Source organism: Paractinoplanes abujensis, assembly GCF_014204895.1.
In the GTDB taxonomy this organism is placed as follows: Bacteria; Actinomycetota; Actinomycetes; order Mycobacteriales; family Micromonosporaceae; genus Actinoplanes; species Actinoplanes abujensis.
Genome location: NZ_JACHMF010000001.1, coordinates 6,068,268 through 6,083,897 on the forward strand (window position 1 = coordinate 6,068,268; position 15,630 = coordinate 6,083,897).

General features: G+C 72.5%; 13 protein-coding genes and 1 pseudogene. 3 read left to right on the top strand and 11 right to left on the bottom strand.

Annotation, left to right across the window (positions count from 1 at the left end):
- Positions 1–40 precede the first annotated feature (40 nt).
- A complete protein-coding gene (locus tag BKA14_RS27770; RefSeq protein WP_184956994.1) occupies positions 41–1,027 on the bottom strand; it encodes an LLM class flavin-dependent oxidoreductase in 987 nt (328 codons plus the stop codon).
- A gap of 78 nt (positions 1,028–1,105) precedes the next feature.
- On the opposite strand from BKA14_RS27770, the gene BKA14_RS27775 reads away from it, so the two are divergent.
- Positions 1,106–3,271 (top strand): acyltransferase family protein, encoded by a 2,166-nt coding sequence (locus tag BKA14_RS27775; RefSeq protein WP_184953764.1) that lies wholly within the window; start codon positions 1,106–1,108, stop codon positions 3,269–3,271.
- 1 nt (position 3,272) lies between these two features.
- Here the strand turns inward: BKA14_RS27775 and BKA14_RS27780 are convergent, their stop codons facing one another.
- Positions 3,273–3,728, bottom strand: coding sequence for a DUF1707 SHOCT-like domain-containing protein (locus tag BKA14_RS27780; RefSeq protein WP_184953765.1), 456 nt, complete (start codon positions 3,726–3,728; stop codon positions 3,273–3,275).
- Positions 3,729–3,805: 77 nt separating this feature from the next.
- Between BKA14_RS27780 and BKA14_RS27785 the strand changes: the two genes are divergently transcribed.
- Complete coding sequence (locus BKA14_RS27785; RefSeq protein ID WP_184953766.1) at positions 3,806–4,456, top strand: class I SAM-dependent methyltransferase; 651 nt, start codon at positions 3,806–3,808, stop codon at positions 4,454–4,456.
- On the opposite strand, the gene BKA14_RS27790 is transcribed toward BKA14_RS27785, so the two are convergent.
- Complete coding sequence (locus BKA14_RS27790; protein ID WP_184956995.1) at positions 4,453–5,709, bottom strand: MFS transporter; 1,257 nt, start codon at positions 5,707–5,709, stop codon at positions 4,453–4,455. The two genes, BKA14_RS27785 and BKA14_RS27790, sit on opposite strands and share 4 nt — an antisense overlap.
- 153 nt (positions 5,710–5,862) lie before the next feature.
- Positions 5,863–6,735 carry a zinc metalloprotease HtpX gene (gene htpX / locus BKA14_RS27795; RefSeq protein ID WP_184953767.1) on the bottom strand — a complete coding sequence of 291 codons (873 nt, stop codon included), beginning with the start codon at positions 6,733–6,735 and terminating at the stop codon, positions 5,863–5,865.
- Positions 6,736–6,854: 119 nt separating this feature from the next.
- Here htpX and BKA14_RS27800 point away from each other — a divergent pair, with 119 nt between their 5' ends.
- Positions 6,855–7,979, top strand: a complete 1,125-nt coding sequence (locus tag BKA14_RS27800) for an MFS transporter (RefSeq protein WP_184956996.1) — start codon at positions 6,855–6,857, stop codon at positions 7,977–7,979.
- Here BKA14_RS27800 and BKA14_RS27805 read toward each other — a convergent pair.
- The 7 genes and pseudogenes from BKA14_RS27805 to BKA14_RS27835 all read right to left on the bottom strand — a co-directional run bounded on the left by BKA14_RS27805 (position 7,942) and on the right by BKA14_RS27835 (position 15,528).
- Positions 7,942–8,733: an alpha/beta fold hydrolase gene (locus BKA14_RS27805; protein WP_184953768.1), complete on the bottom strand. Its 792-nt coding sequence runs from the start codon at positions 8,731–8,733 to the stop codon at positions 7,942–7,944. The genes BKA14_RS27800 and BKA14_RS27805 overlap by 38 nt on opposite strands.
- Positions 8,730–10,193 carry an NADH-quinone oxidoreductase subunit N gene (locus BKA14_RS27810; RefSeq protein ID WP_184953769.1) on the bottom strand — a complete coding sequence of 488 codons (1,464 nt, stop codon included), beginning with the start codon at positions 10,191–10,193 and terminating at the stop codon, positions 8,730–8,732. Before BKA14_RS27810 ends, BKA14_RS27805 begins: the two co-directional genes overlap by 4 nt.
- Positions 10,190–11,686 (bottom strand): complex I subunit 4 family protein, encoded by a 1,497-nt coding sequence (locus BKA14_RS27815; protein WP_184953770.1) that lies wholly within the window; start codon positions 11,684–11,686, stop codon positions 10,190–10,192. The genes BKA14_RS27810 and BKA14_RS27815 overlap by 4 nt, the downstream gene beginning before the upstream one ends.
- On the bottom strand, positions 11,683–13,563 hold the full coding sequence (locus BKA14_RS27820; RefSeq protein WP_184953771.1) for an NADH-quinone oxidoreductase subunit 5 family protein: 1,881 nt from the start codon (positions 13,561–13,563) through the stop codon (positions 11,683–11,685). The genes BKA14_RS27815 and BKA14_RS27820 overlap by 4 nt, the downstream gene beginning before the upstream one ends.
- Positions 13,560–13,931 (bottom strand): NADH-quinone oxidoreductase subunit NuoK, encoded by a 372-nt coding sequence (gene nuoK, locus BKA14_RS27825; protein WP_184953772.1) that lies wholly within the window; start codon positions 13,929–13,931, stop codon positions 13,560–13,562. The genes BKA14_RS27820 and nuoK overlap by 4 nt, the downstream gene beginning before the upstream one ends.
- 470 nt (positions 13,932–14,401) lie before the next feature.
- Positions 14,402–14,917: pseudogene (locus tag BKA14_RS27830) on the bottom strand (NADH-quinone oxidoreductase subunit J family protein); the annotation flags it as partial.
- Positions 14,914–15,528 (bottom strand): NuoI/complex I 23 kDa subunit family protein, encoded by a 615-nt coding sequence (locus BKA14_RS27835; protein WP_184953773.1) that lies wholly within the window; start codon positions 15,526–15,528, stop codon positions 14,914–14,916. The gene BKA14_RS27835 and the pseudogene BKA14_RS27830, both read right to left, overlap by 4 nt.
- Positions 15,529–15,630: the final 102 nt, after the last annotated feature.

Sequence of the window (15,630 nt, forward strand, 5' to 3'; positions counted from 1 at the left end):
TCATGTCGTCGCTACGCGTGAGCGCGCGACCCCGTGCTGCCTAAAGCCCCCAAGCCTTCGCTATTCGGGCAAGAGTGTCCTGTCTGGTCGCCGGGTCGTAGACCGTGCCCGCCAGCATGAGCTCGCGGGCGCCCGTGCGTTCGACCAGCGCGTCGAGACCGGCCACGACCTCTTCCGCCGTGCCCGCGTACTGCGTGCCGGGCAAAGACGGGTCGAGATCGGTGGCGTTCTCGGGGGCGACGATCGGGCCGAGCCGGCCGCCGGTGCGCAGGCTCTGCACCATGACCCGGCTGGGGCCGGCCAGGAACTGCGCTTCCGCCGTCGTCCCGGCCGCGATCACCGAGGCGCTGACCATGGGGTACGGCTCGGGGAAGCGCGGTGACGGCTGGAAACCGGCCCGGTAGAGCTGCAGGGCCGTGTCCACGTCGGAGCCCATCGCGAAGTGATACGCATAACAGAAAGGAAGTCCGAGGGCGGCCGCGACCTGTGCCCCGTACGTCGAGGAGCCCAACATCCAGACCTCCGGATGACTTTCGGCGACCGGGGTGGCGCGCAGCCGGGCCGCCGGGCCGGGATCGATCCGGTCGTCGCCGAGAAGGGCCAGCACCGTGCGCAGATGGTCGGGGAACTGTTCGACCGTCAGATAGGGGGAGACACCCCGCAAAGCGGCCGCGGTCGCCTGGTCCGTCCCGGGCGCTCGGCCGATACCGAGGTCGATACGTCCCGGATGCAGCGCTTCGAGAATGGCGAACTGCTCGGCCACCACGAACGGCATGTGATTGGGCAGCATCACGCCACCCGACCCGACCCGGATCGTTCTGGTTTGTGCGGCCACCGAAGCGATCAGGACGGGAGGCGCCGTCGAAGCGACGGCAGGCATGTTGTGGTGCTCTGCTACCCAGAACCTTCGGTACCCGAGCTCGTCAGCGGTGCGTGCGATCGCGATCGTGCCCCGCAAGGCATCGGCGCTGGAGTGCCCTTCACGGACCGTGGCCAGGTCAAGAACGGACAGTGGAACACGTTCGATCAAGGTCACATTTCGACCCTAGCGCGAGCCGGTTCACCTCGACCCTGGCCCGCCTACTGAGTATCTTGTGCGGCGACCATGAATTATTCAGTCCATACCCCCATCGTCGGCCAGCGGCCCCCGTCCTCGACCGAGGACACCCAGGGCACCGGGACTCCCCCGGCGCCGCCGCGCGCTCAGGGCCCGCACATCGGGTTCCGGCCGGACATCGAGGGCCTGCGGGCCATCGCGGTGGTGCTCGTGGTGCTCAGCCACGCGGGCATCAGCACCTTCGCCGGCGGCTACGTCGGTGTGGACGTGTTCTTCGTCATCTCCGGCTTCCTCATCACGACGCTGCTGCTCAAGGAGCTGGGCAAGACGGGCACGATCTCGCTGCCCGGCTTCTACGCCCGGCGCGCGATCCGGCTGCTCCCGGTCTCGACGGTGGTGCTGGTGGCCACGGTCGTCGCGGCGTGGCTCTGGCTGCCCGCCACCCGGTTCAAGTCGATCTCGCTGGACGCGCTGTTCAGCACGTTCTACGGGATCAACTGGCGGCTCGCGTACGAGGGGACCGACTACCTCAACGCCACTGCCGCGCCCTCACCGCTGCAGCACCTGTGGTCGCTCGCGGTCGAGGAGCAGTTCTATCTGGTCTGGCCGCTGCTGCTGCTCGCGGTCTGGGCCGGGCGCCGGGCCCACCGGCGGGCCCTGTTCGCGCTGAGCGCCCTGGTCGTGGTCTCGCTCGTGGTCAGCGTGCAGCAGACGACCAGCGCCGCGCCGTGGGCCTACTTCGGTTCCCACACCCGCGCCTGGGAGCTGGGGATCGGCGCGCTGGTCGCGGTCGGTGCCGGTTTCCTCCGCCGTACGCCGAAAGCGCTGGCCGCCGTGCTGACGTGGGGCGGCCTCGTGGCCGTCGTCATCGCCGCCGTGACCTTCGACGAGGCGACCGCGTTCCCGGGCTACCACGCCCTGCTGCCCGTGCTCGGCACCGCCGCGGTGATCGCCGGTGGCACGAGCGCCGAGGGCTGGGGCGCCGGCAAACTGATCGGCACCGGCCCCTTCCGGTTCATCGGCAAGCTGTCGTACGGCTGGTATCTGTGGCACTGGCCGGTCCTGATGATCTGGCCGGCCGCGTTCTCGCGCGACCCCGGCATCAAGAGCAATCTGGTCTTCGCGGTGGCCGCGCTCGGCCTGGCCTGGGTGACCTACCACACGGTGGAAAATCCGGTCCGGATGCGGCCTGCCCTGCGCAGCCGCGCCCGCAACGGCCTGGCGCTGGGCCTGGTCCTGTCGGCCTCGGCGGCGCTCTTCGCGCTGATCATCGGCCAGTTCACGCCGCCGCTGCCGGCCGGCCCGGCCGCCCCCGACACCACTGCCGAGGTGGCCGCCGCGGCCGACCCCCAGGCCCGGATCACCGAGCTGATCACGAGCTCGCTCGGCGGCGAGAAGCTGCCCAAGAACCTGACCCCGAAGGTCACCGACGCCGGGGCGCAGAGCCCGCAGATCTACGACGACCAGTGCCACTTCAACTACACCCAGGTCGAGCAGAACCGGGAATGCGTCTACGGCGACCCGGCCGGCGCCAAGACGATGTATCTGATCGGCGACTCGCACGCCGCCCACTGGTTCCCGGCGGTCGACGACACCGCCAAGAACAACGGCTGGAAGCTGGTCGCGCTGACCAAGGCGGCCTGCCAGCTGCCCCAGGTGCTGACCTACAACTCGGCCCTCAAGCGCAACTACACCGAGTGTGTGACCTGGCGTGACCAGATCGTCCAGCGGGTTGCCGACGCGAAGCCCGACCTGCTCGTGATGGCCTCCAACGACCTCGACAACGGCGGCATCGTCGGGGAGGACGGCCAGCTCATCGCGCGCACCGGCGCGCAGGACGACCCGGTCTGGGTCGCCCGCTGGAAGCAGACCTGGGCCAAGTTCGACGGCATCCCCAAGGTGCTGCTGCAGGACACGCCGTGGCCGGCCGGGGACGCGCCCGAGTGCGCCGCCGAGAACGCGCGCCGCCTGGCCAAGTGCGACCGGCCGCTGACCAAGGCGATCGCCGAGAAGAACCGCCGCGAGTTGGTGGCCGAGGCGGCCCGCACGGCCGGCATCCGCGTGATCGACCCGACGCCGTGGTTCTGCGACGCGACGAAGTGCCCGATCGTGGTCGGCAACGTGCTGGTCTACAAGGACAACAGCCACATGACGCTGGCCTACGCCCACGCGATCTCGCCGCTGCTCGACGAGGCGCTCTTCCCCCGGAAGTAAGTCAGTGCCGCTGCTGGTGGCGGATGACCTGGACGCCGACGGTCACCGCGGCCAGCGCCGCGCCGGGCACCGCCATCCAGACCGGCCAGGGGTAGATCGCATCGTCGGCGCCCGCCGCGACGAGGGCGAAGACCACCAGGTTGACCACCGTCAGCGACGCCCAAATGGTCCACAGCACCAGCATCGCGACCGGCATGCGGCGGGCGGCCCGGCGCTGCTCGGCCTCGTGCCGGGCCCGCACCTCGCTCGCGCTCAGACCGGGGCGGGGCAGATCGGTCAGGAGCATCAGCAGCTCCTGGTAGGTCTTGGACGAATAGGCCAGGGCCACCCGCTCGTCGTACTCGTGCAGGGTCAGCCGGCCCTCGTCGAGCGCCGTCTTGAGCTGTTCGGCGACCTTCTGACGATCGGTGTCGGCGGCTCGCATCGTCTCGATGTCGGCCCGGACCTCTTTCGCCATCGGTCGCTCCTTTACGCACCCCCGTCGATCGGGTCAGGCTATCCGAGCGGCACGAACAGTCGGCAGGGGGGAAAACCATGAGATTGCGCCTCGAGAACGCCGGTCCGGCAACCTACGCCGAGGTGGTCGCGCGCAACCGCGCGTCGTACGGGGAGACCGAGGCGGCCCGGCGCGACGCCCATCCCAAATCGGCCTGGAAGGTCGACGAGCGGGCCGCCTTCCTCGACCGGCTGCGCGCCGCCGGCGCCCGCACGCTGCTCGAGATCGGCTCCGGCACCGGGCAGGACAGCGTGTTCTTCCAGCAGGAGGGGCTCGACGTCACGGCGATCGACGTGTCCCCGGCCATGGTGGAGAAGACCACGGCCAAAGGCATCAAGGCCCTCGTCCGCGACCTGATGGCGCTCGACCTCCCCGCCGAGTCGTTCGATGCGGCCTACTCGCTCAACACGCTGCTCCACGTGCCCAACTCCGACCTGGACGCGGCGCTGCGGGCGATCCGGGCCGTGCTCGTCCCCGGCGGACTCTTCTATCTGGGCGTCTTCGGCGGCGACCAGGAGGAGGGCGTCGCCTCCGACGACCAGCACGTGCCGGCCCGGTTCTTCTCGTTCCGGTCGGACCGGCAGCTGCTGGAGTACGCCCGGGAGGTCTTCGAAGTGCTCGACTTCCACGTCTACGACGACCGGGCCGGCGTCCGCTTCCAGGCCCTGACCTTGGTCAAGCCGCTCTAGCGGCCCAGGGCCTCGCTCAGGCGGGCCGTGGCCCGGCGGTCGGCGCGGGCGATCGAGCCGTGCGGGACGGCCGCCACCAGCGCGGCCACCATGAGGACGGCCGCGTTGAGGGCGAACGCCCAGCCCAGGCCGCCCGGCTGGTCGACGATCGCGCCGGCTGTCGCTCCGCCGGCGGCGCTGCCGGCCACCGAGACGGTAACGACCCAGGTGTACGCCTCGTTCAACATCGCCGGCGGGGTGAGCCGGCCGACCAGGTTGGTCTCGACGGTCAGGGCCGGTGCGATCACGGCGCCGCCGAGCACCAGGGCCACGCCCAGCCAGAGCGGGCTCGGCATGAAGGCCAGCACCAGGAAGCTCAGCGAGACCGCACCCAGCAGCCAGGCGAACTGCCGGGGCAGCTCCATGGCCGGGCGCCGGGTGCCGAACCAGATGCCACCGATCGCGCTGCCCACGCCCCAGATGCCCAGCAGGACACCGCCCAGGCCGTCGCCGCCGCCGTGCTGGCTGGCGTAGGCGGGGACGATGACGCCGGCCGCGCCGAACCCGATGCCGAGCGCGATCACGCAGACCAGCAGGGCCGGGAAACCCGACACCTTGAGCGGGCCCAGCCCGCGGGCCGCGTCGTCGCTCTCGGCCCGGTGACGGCGGCGCATGACCGGCAACCGCGAGATCCACAGGGTGCCGAGCAGGGTCGCCACCGCCGCCCCCAGCAGGGCCGCGGCCGGGCTGGTGACCACCACGAACGCCGCCACCAGGATCGGGCCGAGCACGAAGACCAGCTCGAACAGCGAGGTCTCGGCGGCGATGGCGGCCCCCCGCAGGTGATGCTGCCCGCTGCCGGGCTCGGTCATGTCGGTCCACGCACGCCGGATGGCCGCGCTGAGCGGCGGATAGGTGGCCCCCGCGAAGGCCGCGATCACAAAGATCCAGGGCAGCACCCCGGCACCGCCCCGGCTGGTCAGCACGAGGGCGACCAGCGCGAGCGGATGCAGGACGGCGGTGGTGGCCAGGATCGGCGCCGGGCCGATCCGGTCGGCCAGCCGGCCCGCGACGGGGCTCAGGGCCGCGCCCGCGAGCGCGTAGACGCCGCCGGCCAGACCGGCCGCCGCGTAGCTGCCGGTCGCCTGCTGCACGAGCAGGAGCAGGGCCAGCGGGGTCATGCCGATGCCGAGCCGGGCCAGGATGCCCACGCTGAGCAGGACCCGCCCGCCCGGCAGCTGCCAAACGCCCAGATACTGACGCAACGCGGTCACGGTGTCCGCCTCCCCCATCATTCGGTAACGCTTGTTACGGCTCCCCGACCCTAACGCCGGAGGCCCGCACAACACGACCGAAATATGGGGGGTGGTGTCCGGAAACACAGGAGGGGCCGCTCGAAGGTGAGCAGCCCCTCCTGATTGGACGGATCAGCGAACGTACTGGATGGCTCCGGCCTGCTGACGCAGCCGGGCGACACGCTCCTCCATCGGCGGGTGCGTCGAGAAGAGCTTGGCCAGGCCGCCGCCGCGGAACGGGTTGGCGATCATCAGGTGGGCCGCGCTGGTGAGCCGGTTGTCGGCCGGCAGGGGCAGCCGCTGCGCGCCGTACTGGATCTTCTCGAGGGCACTGGCCAGGGCCAGCGGGTCACGGGTCAGCGTGGCGCCGTCCGCGTCCGCCTGGAACTCGCGGTTGCGGCTGATCGCCAGCTGGATGACCGACGCGGCCAGCGGGCCGAGGATGAGCATGAGCAACAGGGACGCCGGGTTGGGGCTGTCCTCGTCGTCCGACCCGCCGAGCGGCAGGAAGATCGCCAGCTGGGCGAACATCGTGATGATGCCGGCCAGGGCGCCGGCCACGCTCGAAATGAGAATGTCGCGGTTGTAGACGTGCGACAGCTCGTGCCCGATCACCGCACGCAGCTCACGCGGGCTGAGCAGGCGGACGATCCCCTCGGTCACGGCCACCGCCGCGTGCTGCGGGTTGCGCCCGGTCGCGAACGCGTTGGGCTGCGGCGTGGGCGACACGTAAAGCCGGGGCATCGGCTGCCGGGCGGCCTGCGAGAGCTCACGCACCATCGCGTAGAGCTCGGGGAACTGGGCCTCGCTGACCGGCTGCGCACGCATCGCCCGCAGGGCCAGCTTGTCCGAGAAGAAGTAGGTGCCGGCGTTCATGGCCAGCGAGATGAGAACCGCGAAGACCAGACCGCCACTGCCGCCGAGCCAATAGCCGGCGCCCAGGATGAGAGCGGTCAGCAGACCCAGCAGAGCGGCCGTCTTGAGGCCGTTGTGATGGCTGTGCAACAGGGACTCCTTAACCAGGTGACCCGGTAGGGCCACGCACTCTGAAGAACGTCGCTCACCTGGCTGTTCATCCCGGTCAGGCTGTGAGTTGGCTGAACCCGTACGGTGCTCATGTGCGCATGTGGCCCCTCTACGCGGCAGGCTTCACGACCGCCTTCGGCGCTCACGCCATCGCGGCCAACCTGGGCGGCGCCACCTCGCTGATCATGCTGGGTGCGCTGCTGGCCCTCTACGACGGCGCCGAGGTGCTGCTCAAGCCGATCTTCGGCAGCCTGGCCGACCGCATCGGCCTGCGCCCGGTGCTGCTCGGCGGCCTGGTCGCGTTCGCCGCGGCCTCGGCCGTCTACGTGCTCGCCGACGACCCCGGCTGGCTGTGGGCGGCCCGGCTCGGTCAGGGCGCGGCCGCCTCGGCGTTCTCCCCGTCGGCGTCCGCGCTGGTGGCCCGGCTCAACCCGGCCGCCAAGCACGGGCGTGCGTTCGGCTCGTACGGGTTCTACAAGTCGATCGGCTACACGCTGGGCCCGCTGCTCGGCGCCGTGCTGGTCTGGGCGGGCGGCCTGTGGCTGCTGTTCCTGGTCATGACGGTGATGGGCGTCGCGGTGGCGATCTGGGCCGCCGTGGCGGTGCCCTCGGTGCCGCCCCTGCCCAAGACCCGCCAGACGGTGGTCGACCTGGCCCGCCGGCTGGCCGACCCCGCCTTCCTGGGCCCGACGAGCGCGCTGGCCGCCGCGACCGCCGCCCTGTCGGTGGCCGTCGGCTTCCTGCCCGTGCTGGGCCGCGAGGCCGGTCTGGGTGTGATCGCCACCGGCGCCGCGGTCTCGGTGCTGGCCCTGTGCGCCGCGCTGGTGCAGCCGCGCACCGGGCGGCTGCTCGACGAGGGCCGGCTCAGCACCCGCACCGGGGTGTTCGCGGGTCTGCTGCTGACCACGGCCGGCCTGGCCGCGGTGGTGCTGCCCGGCCTGGCCGGCATCCTGGCCTCGGCCGTGCTGACCGGCGTGGGCACGGGCCTGATCACCCCGCTCGCCTTCGCCGCCCTGGCCGCGTCGACCCCCGAGGCCCGGCTGGGGCAGACGATGGGCACGGCGGAGCTGGGGCGCGAACTGGGCGACGCCGGCGGTCCGCTGCTGGTGGCCGGGGTGGCGTCGCTGGCCGGTCTGACGGCCGGGTTCGGGGTGCTGGCGCTGCTGCTGGCCGGGCGGGCCGTGCTCAGCCGGCCAGCCAGTCGTAGATCTCGGAGTACGTGACCGGGCCGGGCAGGTGCCCGCCGTCGTAGACGTGCTCCACCGCGCCGGGGATGCGACCGAGCATCCAGGTGGCGTGGTCGGCGGGCACCGCGGTGTCGTTCGTGCCGCGCCAGATCGCGACCGGGGCGGTGATGGTCGCCGGGTCGAAGTCCCACGGCCGGCTGAACGCGAGCGTGTCGTCGACCCAGCCGTCGATGCTGTCGGCGAACGTGGCCCGTAACCGCGCCATGGCCAGCGGGTCGTCGCGGGCGGGGGGCCCGGGCTCGCCGATGAACTCGGGCCCGCCCGCCGCCACCTGCGCCATCACCGACCTCGAGTGCTCGACGGTCTTTTCCCGTACGGCCGGTTCCTCGCGCGGCGGGCCGCCCGGCTTGATCCCCGACAGCACCGCGCACCGGGTGACCCGCTCGGCCAGCCGGGCGGCGCAGGCCAGCGCGTGCGGCCCACCGCCCGAGCCGCCGAAGACCCCGAACCTTTCCCACCCGTACGCGTCGGCCAGCACACGGACGTCGTCGGCGGCGTCGGCCACCGTCCGCCCGGGGCTGCGCGTGGAACCGCCGTAGCCGGGCCGGTCGTACACGAGCAGGCGCAGCCGGCTGCGCTCCATCACGTCGAGCACGTCGGGCCGCTTCCACCGGCTGCTCGGCGACCCGCCGTGGAAGATCACCGGGACGCCGTCGGCCGGGCCGTACAGGCAGTAACGGAGCACCCGGCCGTCGCCGAGAGCCACTTCGTACGTGTTGGGCAGGGTCATGACAGGGCGTCGAACAGCAACTGCGGGGCGAAACCGAGGGTGACGGCCACGACGGCCGCGGTGATCAGGGCGGCCGCCACCGGGCGGGTCACCGCCGGGCGCGGGTGGGTGGCCGCCTCGAGCAGGGCGGGGTCCGCGACCGCGATGCCGACGCGCGGCGGGGCGGCGTAGAGCAGGGCGGCCACGCGGATGTAGTAGGCCAGGGCGACCACGGCGTTGAGGGCCACGATCACGGCCAGCCAGGTCTGACCGCCGTCGATCAGGGCGTCCACGATCGTGACCTTGGCGAACAGGCCGGCCAGGCCCGGGGGCAGCCCGGCCAGACCGGCCAGGGCCAGCACGAGGGCGGCGCCCAGCCACGGGGAGCGGCGGGCGGCACCCCGATAGGACGTGATGTCGCCGCCGTCCCCGCCCGCCGGGCGCAGGGCCACGACCACGCCGAACGCGATGAATTCGAGAACCACGAAGAAGACCGCGTACGCGGCCGCGGCCCGCACACCGTCGGCGCCCAGGGCCAGCGGGGCCAGGATGTAACCGGCCTGCGCGATCGACGACCAGGCCAGCAGGCGGACCATGCGGGTCTGGCGCAGCGCGACCAGGTTGCCGACCGTCATCGTGACCAGGGCCAGCAGCGCGGTCAGGGTCGCCGCGTCGAGGCGGGTCACCACCGCGGCCAGGGCCAGCACACCGCCCAGCTTGGAGGCCGTGGAGAGGTAGGCGGCGACCGGCAGCGGAGCACCCTCGTAGGTGGCCGGGGCCCAGGCGTGCAGCGGGACGGCGGCCACCTTGAAGGCGAGACCGATCACCAGCAGGGCCACCCCGGCCTGGGCGACCGGGGCCGCGGGACCGGCCCCGTCGACCAGGCGGTCGAAGTGCAGGGCACCCGTGGCCGCGTAGTTGAGGGCCGCCCCGAGCAGCGCGATCGCCGTGGAGACGACGCTGATCAGGAAGAACGTGACGGAGGCGGAGGCGGCCGAGGGGGTCACCCGCTCCCCCGGCGCGAACCGGCGCAGACCGACCAGCAGGTAGAGCGGCAGGGTGAGCGTCTCCAAGCCGACGATCAAGGTGATCAGGTCGCCGGCGTAGCCGACCACGAGGCCGCCGGTCATCGAGGCGGCCAGCAAGAAGCAGAACTCCCCGGCCGGGGCCGTGCCCAGGCGCAACGACGGGATCGAGAGGGCCAGCACGCCGACGGTCAGGGCGGCGAACACCACCGCGGCCGTCGCGGCCGGCGGGCTCGGCTCCCACGAGCAGGCGCCGCCCGTCGGGTCGCAGAACGTCCCCGCGCGGGAACCGGTGACGATCGCTCCGGCCACGGTGGCCAGGCCGCCCAGTCCCAGTGCGGCGAAGACCGCCGTACGCCGGGCGAGCAGCAGATCGGCCAGCAGCACCAGCACCGCGGTGCCGGCCGCGGCGTACAGGGGAAGCAGGGAGACGTGGTCGACGGTCTGCGCCCTCATCGCAGGGCCTCCGTCAGGGCTCGCACCGGCGCGCTCGTCGCGGCCAGCACCAGCACCGGCGCGACCCCGACGGCCAGGGTCAAGGCGGCCAGCGGCGACCAGGCCAGCCACTCGGTCCCGGTGATCTCCGGGGACACGCTGCCCCGGGCCGGACCGTGCGTCAGCTTGCGCAGCAGACGCAGGAAATACGCCGCGGTGAGGGCGCCACCGATCGCGGCCAGCACGGCCAGGGTGACCCACAGACCGCCGCCCCGCTCGACCGCGGCCACCACGGCGAACGCCTCCCCCCAGAAGCCGGCCAGACCGGGCAGGCCGAGCGAGGCGATCGCGGCGAAGCCGAACAGGCCGGCCAGCCGGGGCGCCGACTCGCGCAGGCCACCCAGCTCGGCCAGCTCGCCGGTGTGGGCCCGGTCCTTGATCGCGCCGGCCAGGAAGAACAGCAGACCGGTGATCAGGCCGTGGGCGACGTTGCCGAGCAGTGCCGCCTGCAGTCCCGTGGCGGTCAGCGTGGCGATGCCGAGCAGCACGAAACCCATGTGGCCCACGCTCGAATAGGCGATCAGGCGCTTCAGCTCGGTCTGGCGCAGACAGATCAGCGCCCCGGCCAGCACGGCCGCCACGGCCAGGACACCCAGCACCGGGGCGGCCCACCCGGCGCCCAGCGGGGTGACCCCGACCCCGATCCGGATCAGGCCGTACGTGCCCATTTTGAGCAGCACCCCGGCCAGCATCACCGAGCCCACCGTCGGGGCCTGCGTGTGCGCGTCGGGCAGCCAGGTGTGCAGCGGCCAGAGCGGGGCCTTGACCGCGAACGCGATCGCGAACAGGGCGAACGCGCCGTACTGGACCGATCGGCTCAGGCCGGTGCCCCCGGTGAGCTGGACGATGTCGCCCGTGCCCGCGGTGACGGCGACCAGCACCACGCCGAGCAGCAGCAACACCGAGCCGAAAAGCGTGTACAGCACGAACTTGCGGGCGGCCCGCCGCCGGTCGTCGCCGCCCCAGCCCGCGATCACCGCGTACATGGGTAGCAGGACGACCTCGAAGAAGAGGAAGAACAGCAGCAGGTCGAGGGCCAGGAAGGTGCCCAGGATCCCGGTCTCCAGGACCAGCAGGAGAGCCACGAGCGTACGGCCTGTGCCACCGGCCGGGACCTTGCGCATCGTGTACCCGCAGCAGAGCAGGGTGAGCAGGCCGGTCAGGGCGATCAGGGGGTAGGACACGCCGTCCACGCCGAGGTGGAAGTCGAGACGCAGGGCGGGCACCCAGGGGTGATCGAGCTCGGCCCAGGGGCGTACGGCCGGGGGGTTGGCGGAGTAGGACGTCCAGGCGTCGTCGCGCGCGAACGGCAGGACCACGATGGGGATCAGCGTGGCGGCGGCGAAGATCGTGCCGGTGACGCGGGCGGCTTGATCTTTCCGGGCGGGGAACAGCGCGAGCACGGCCGCACCCAGGGCTGGGAGGAGGAGCACTGCAACGAGGGCCACGCTCATGCGGCCGCTCCGAACAGGACCGCGGCGGCGCCGAGGAGCAGGGCACCGGCCAGGACGGCCGCGGCCGCCGCGGGCAGCGGGATGCGATGGGCATAGGCCAGGGCCGCGCCGACGGTCGAGGTGGTGGTGCCGGTGCCCTCGACCGTCGCGTCCACGACCTTGGTGTCGGCCGTGGTGACCGCCTCGGCCAGCGCGCGGGCCGGGCGTACGAGGAAACGGTCTTGGATCTCGTCGAGCCGGAAACCGGACGCCAGCAGGGGACGCGCGCGGCCCAGAGCCAGCGCGGGGTCGACGCCGGGCACCGCGCGCCAGAGCCACCACGCGGCCGTCGCTCCGGCCGCCAGCAGGACCAGGGGCAGCAGGATGGCCACGCCGAGGTGCGGATCCTCCAGCTCGAGGGCGCTGCGGAAACCGGGCGCGTACGCGGCCAGGCCGAGCAGCGCCGACGGGATCGCCAGCACCAGGATCGGCCAGCGCATCAGCCCGGGCGGGTCGTGCGGCGCGGCGGGCTGGGCGTAGCGGGCGTCGTCAAAACCGACCTCCCAGTCGGGCCCGTCGGGGCCGTGCGCCCGCGAGACCCCGAAGAAGGCCCGGAGCAGCAGGCGGGTGGCGTACCAGGCGGTGATCGCGACCGCGAAGAGCGCGGCCACCCACACCACCCAGCCCACCCAGACCGGGGTCGCCCCGCCGCCCTCGGTGGCGTGCGCGGCCGCGGTCAGCACGTTCTCCTTCGACCAGAAGCCGGCCAGCGGCGGCAGCCCGGCCAGCGCGCCCAACCCGACGACGAACGACCAGAACGTGACCGGCATGTGCTCGCGGAGCCCACCCATGCGGGACAGATAGTTGGTGCCGACGGCGTGGATCACCGCGCCCGCCGCGAGGAACAGCAGGGCCTTGAACGCGGCGTGGGTGAGCAGGTGGAACAGCGCGGCGGCGGGCGAACCGACGGCCAGCGCGCCGGTCATGTAGCCGATCTGACTGACCGTGGACCAGGCCAGCACGCGCTTCAGGTCGTCCTGAGCCGTCGCGCTGAGCGCCCCGAGCAGGATCGTGATCGCGGCCATCACCCCGAGGACGGCGAGCGCGGCCGGCGACCGGTCGTACAGCGGATAGAGCCGGAACACGACGTAGACCCCGGCCGCGACCATCGTGGCCGCGTGGATCAGGGCCGAGATCGGGGTGGGGCCGGCCATCGCGTCGGGCAGCCACGTGTGCAGCGGGAACTGGGCGCTCTTGCCGGCCACCCCGGCCAGGATCAGGATCAGCGCGGCGACGTGCGGCGGCTCGGCCAGCACGACGGCGATCTGGCTGGAGCGGGCGTCGACGATCAGGAACGCCACACCGAGCAGAAAACCCACGTCGCCGACCCGGGTGACCAGGAAGGCCTTGACCGCGGCGGCCGGGGCCTCGGGCAGCCGCCGGTCGTGGCCGATCAGCAGGTACGAGCAGGCGCCCATCACCTCCCAGCCGATCAGCAGCGTGATCAGGTCACCGCTCGTGACCACCAGGAGCATCGCGCCGGTGAAGAGGCTGATCTGCGCCGCGTACGGGGCGTAGCGGGGGTCGTCGTGCAGGTAGGCCACCGAGTAGACCTGGACGGCCAGGGCGACGGCGCAGACGGCGAGGGCGATGTAGAGGGCGGCGTGGCCCGCGCTGACACCGAGCGTGAGCTGGATGTCGCCCAGGCTCACCCAGTGTGCCGACCACTCGACGGGCTTGTCCTGCACCAGCAGGACGCCGAGCGTCACCAGGAGCGCGACGGCGGCGCCGGTGATCCCGAGGACCGCCGCGGGCCGGCGACGGTTCTCCATCGGCAGCAACAAGCCGGCGAGGCCCAGGAGAAGGGGCACGCCAGGGATCAGCGCGGCCGCGGTCATCGAGGCACCTGCTCGTGGTCGTGCTCGTGCAGCGCCACCTCGTCCAGGACCACCGCGCGGCGCAGGCGGTAATACTGCAGGACGATGGCCAGGCCCACCCCGACCTCGGCCGCGGCCAGCACGATGACGAACAGGGCGAAGATCGCGCCCGCCCGCGGTTCGGCCGTGGCGTGGGCCCAGGATTCGGACGGCACGCCGACCAGCGACGACTTGATCGTGCTGTCGGCCGCCACGAGGATCAGGTTGACGGCGTTGAGCATGAGTTCGACGGCCATCAGCACGAGGATGGCGTTACGCCGCCGGAGCACGCCGTAGACACCCAGACCGAAAAGCAGGGCGGCTACGACGTACGGGATGACCGCGTGCATCACTCCCCCTCGTCCTCGCGGCTGGGTAGTGCCCTTTGGATCCGTTCCCGGCCCGGCAGCGCCTTGCCGCCCGCGGACGGTTCCGCGCTGGGCAGGGCGGGGCGGTCTCGGCTCGTCTCCGTGCTCGTCCCTTCGATGACCCTGCGGCCGGCCACCTCACCGGCCGGCAATTCGGGATTGTCGGGCTCGCCGAGTTTGGGGCCTGCCTCGCGGGCGCGGAAGACGACGTCCCGGGCCTGGTCCTTCAGGACGTCTTCGCGGGTGGCCTCCCCCTGCGGGGCGCCGCCACGTCGTCCCGCGGCCTCTTCGAGGGCGCCACTCGGCGCGTCCTCGCCCGCGGCGGCGCGTTCGGCGGCGCGCTGGGCCCGGAGCCGGGACTGGGCGGCGGCCTGGCGGGCGGCGATGCGTTCCAGGCGGGCGGCCACCTCGGGCGACTCCCCGACCGGGCCCGGCGGGAGCGACGGCTCGGTGCCGGCGTCGGGGCCGGGGCGGGCGCCGATGTCGGGCCGGGACAGCACGATCGCGCCGACCAGGGCGGCCAGCAGCAGGATGGAGAGCACCTCGAAGGGCAGCACCCAGGCGCCGAAGACCTGTTCGCCCACGCGGCGGCCGTTACCGGGCGGGGGCAACTCGAACTCGGTCCAGCGGAAGGCGTCCACCAGCAGGACCGTCAGGCCGAGCCCGACACCGCCGCCGATGATCGCGGCCGGGAGGGCGGGCCGGTCGAGATCCTTCGACGGTCCGATCGGGGCCCGGGTCAGCATGACGGCGAAGAGCAGCAGCACGACGACCGCGCCGACGTAGACGAGGATCTGCACCCAGGCCACGAACTCGGCGCCGAGCACCAGATAGAGCCCGGCGATCGCGCCCAGGCTGACCACCAGGTAGAAGCCCGCACGGACCAGGTGAGCGCTGGTGACGACGAGCGCGCCGGAGCCCACCGCGATCGCGCCGAGAGCCAGCATCAGCGCGTCCGCGACGGTCACCGCTCCTGCTCCGGTTCGCCCGGCTCAGCCGCCCTCGCCGGGGGCCGGGCGGCGGGACGCGCGGTCTTGGCCGCCGTGGCCGCGCCCGGGCCGGCCGCCTTACGGGCCGCCGTGGCCTCCTCCTTCGAGGGCTCGCCGAGCACGTCGTGGGCCGGGGGCGGCGGCACCGTACGCATCCACTCGCCCAGGCGGTCCTTCGAGTGCAGCAGATCGAGGACGTCGGTCTCGGCGTACTCGAACTCGGGGGTCCAGTGCAGCGCGTCGAACGGGCAGACCTCGATGCAGATGCCGCAATACATGCACAGCGAGAAGTCGATGTCGAACCGGTCGAGCACGTTGCGCTGACGCGAGCGCGCCGCGCCGGGGACCACGACCTCTTCCTTGTGCGAGTCGATGTAGATGCACCAGTCGGGACACTCGCGGGCGCACAGCATGCAGACCGTGCAGTTCTCCTCGAGCAGCGCGATCACCCCACGGCTGCGCGGGGGGAGCTCGGGCTCGACATCCGGATACTGCTGGGTTGTCGACCGCTGGGTCATCGTCTTGAGCGTGACGGCAAGCCCCTGCACGAGGCCCTTCCCGGGCGTGCTGCGCTCCCCGTCGTCACTCACAAACGCATATCCTGCCCCGTCGCCCCATTTGATGCGAGCACACCCCCACCGAATCTTCCGGTAAGCTCATCGCGGGGTCAGTTTTTCCGCGCGTAGGAGGCA

What these genes read in the sequence shown, in the direction of transcription:
- BKA14_RS27780 (WP_184953765.1), bottom strand. Translation starts at nt 3,728, where the DNA reads ATGGCGAAAGAGGTCCGGGCCGACATCGAGACGATGCGAGCCGCCGAC.
- BKA14_RS27805 (WP_184953768.1), bottom strand. Translation starts at nt 8,733, where the DNA reads ATGACCCTGCCCAACACGTACGAAGTGGCTCTCGGCGACGGCCGGGTG.
- BKA14_RS27800 (WP_184956996.1), top strand. Translation starts at nt 6,855, where the DNA reads ATGTGGCCCCTCTACGCGGCAGGCTTCACGACCGCCTTCGGCGCTCAC.
- BKA14_RS27820 (WP_184953771.1), bottom strand. Translation starts at nt 13,563, where the DNA reads ATGACCGCGGCCGCGCTGATCCCTGGCGTGCCCCTTCTCCTGGGCCTC.
- BKA14_RS27815 (WP_184953770.1), bottom strand. Translation starts at nt 11,686, where the DNA reads ATGAGCGTGGCCCTCGTTGCAGTGCTCCTCCTCCCAGCCCTGGGTGCG.
- nuoK (WP_184953772.1), bottom strand. Translation starts at nt 13,931, where the DNA reads ATGCACGCGGTCATCCCGTACGTCGTAGCCGCCCTGCTTTTCGGTCTG.
- BKA14_RS27775 (WP_184953764.1), top strand. Translation starts at nt 1,106, where the DNA reads ATGAATTATTCAGTCCATACCCCCATCGTCGGCCAGCGGCCCCCGTCC.
- BKA14_RS27810 (WP_184953769.1), bottom strand. Translation starts at nt 10,193, where the DNA reads ATGAGGGCGCAGACCGTCGACCACGTCTCCCTGCTTCCCCTGTACGCC.
- BKA14_RS27785 (WP_184953766.1), top strand. Translation starts at nt 3,806, where the DNA reads ATGAGATTGCGCCTCGAGAACGCCGGTCCGGCAACCTACGCCGAGGTG.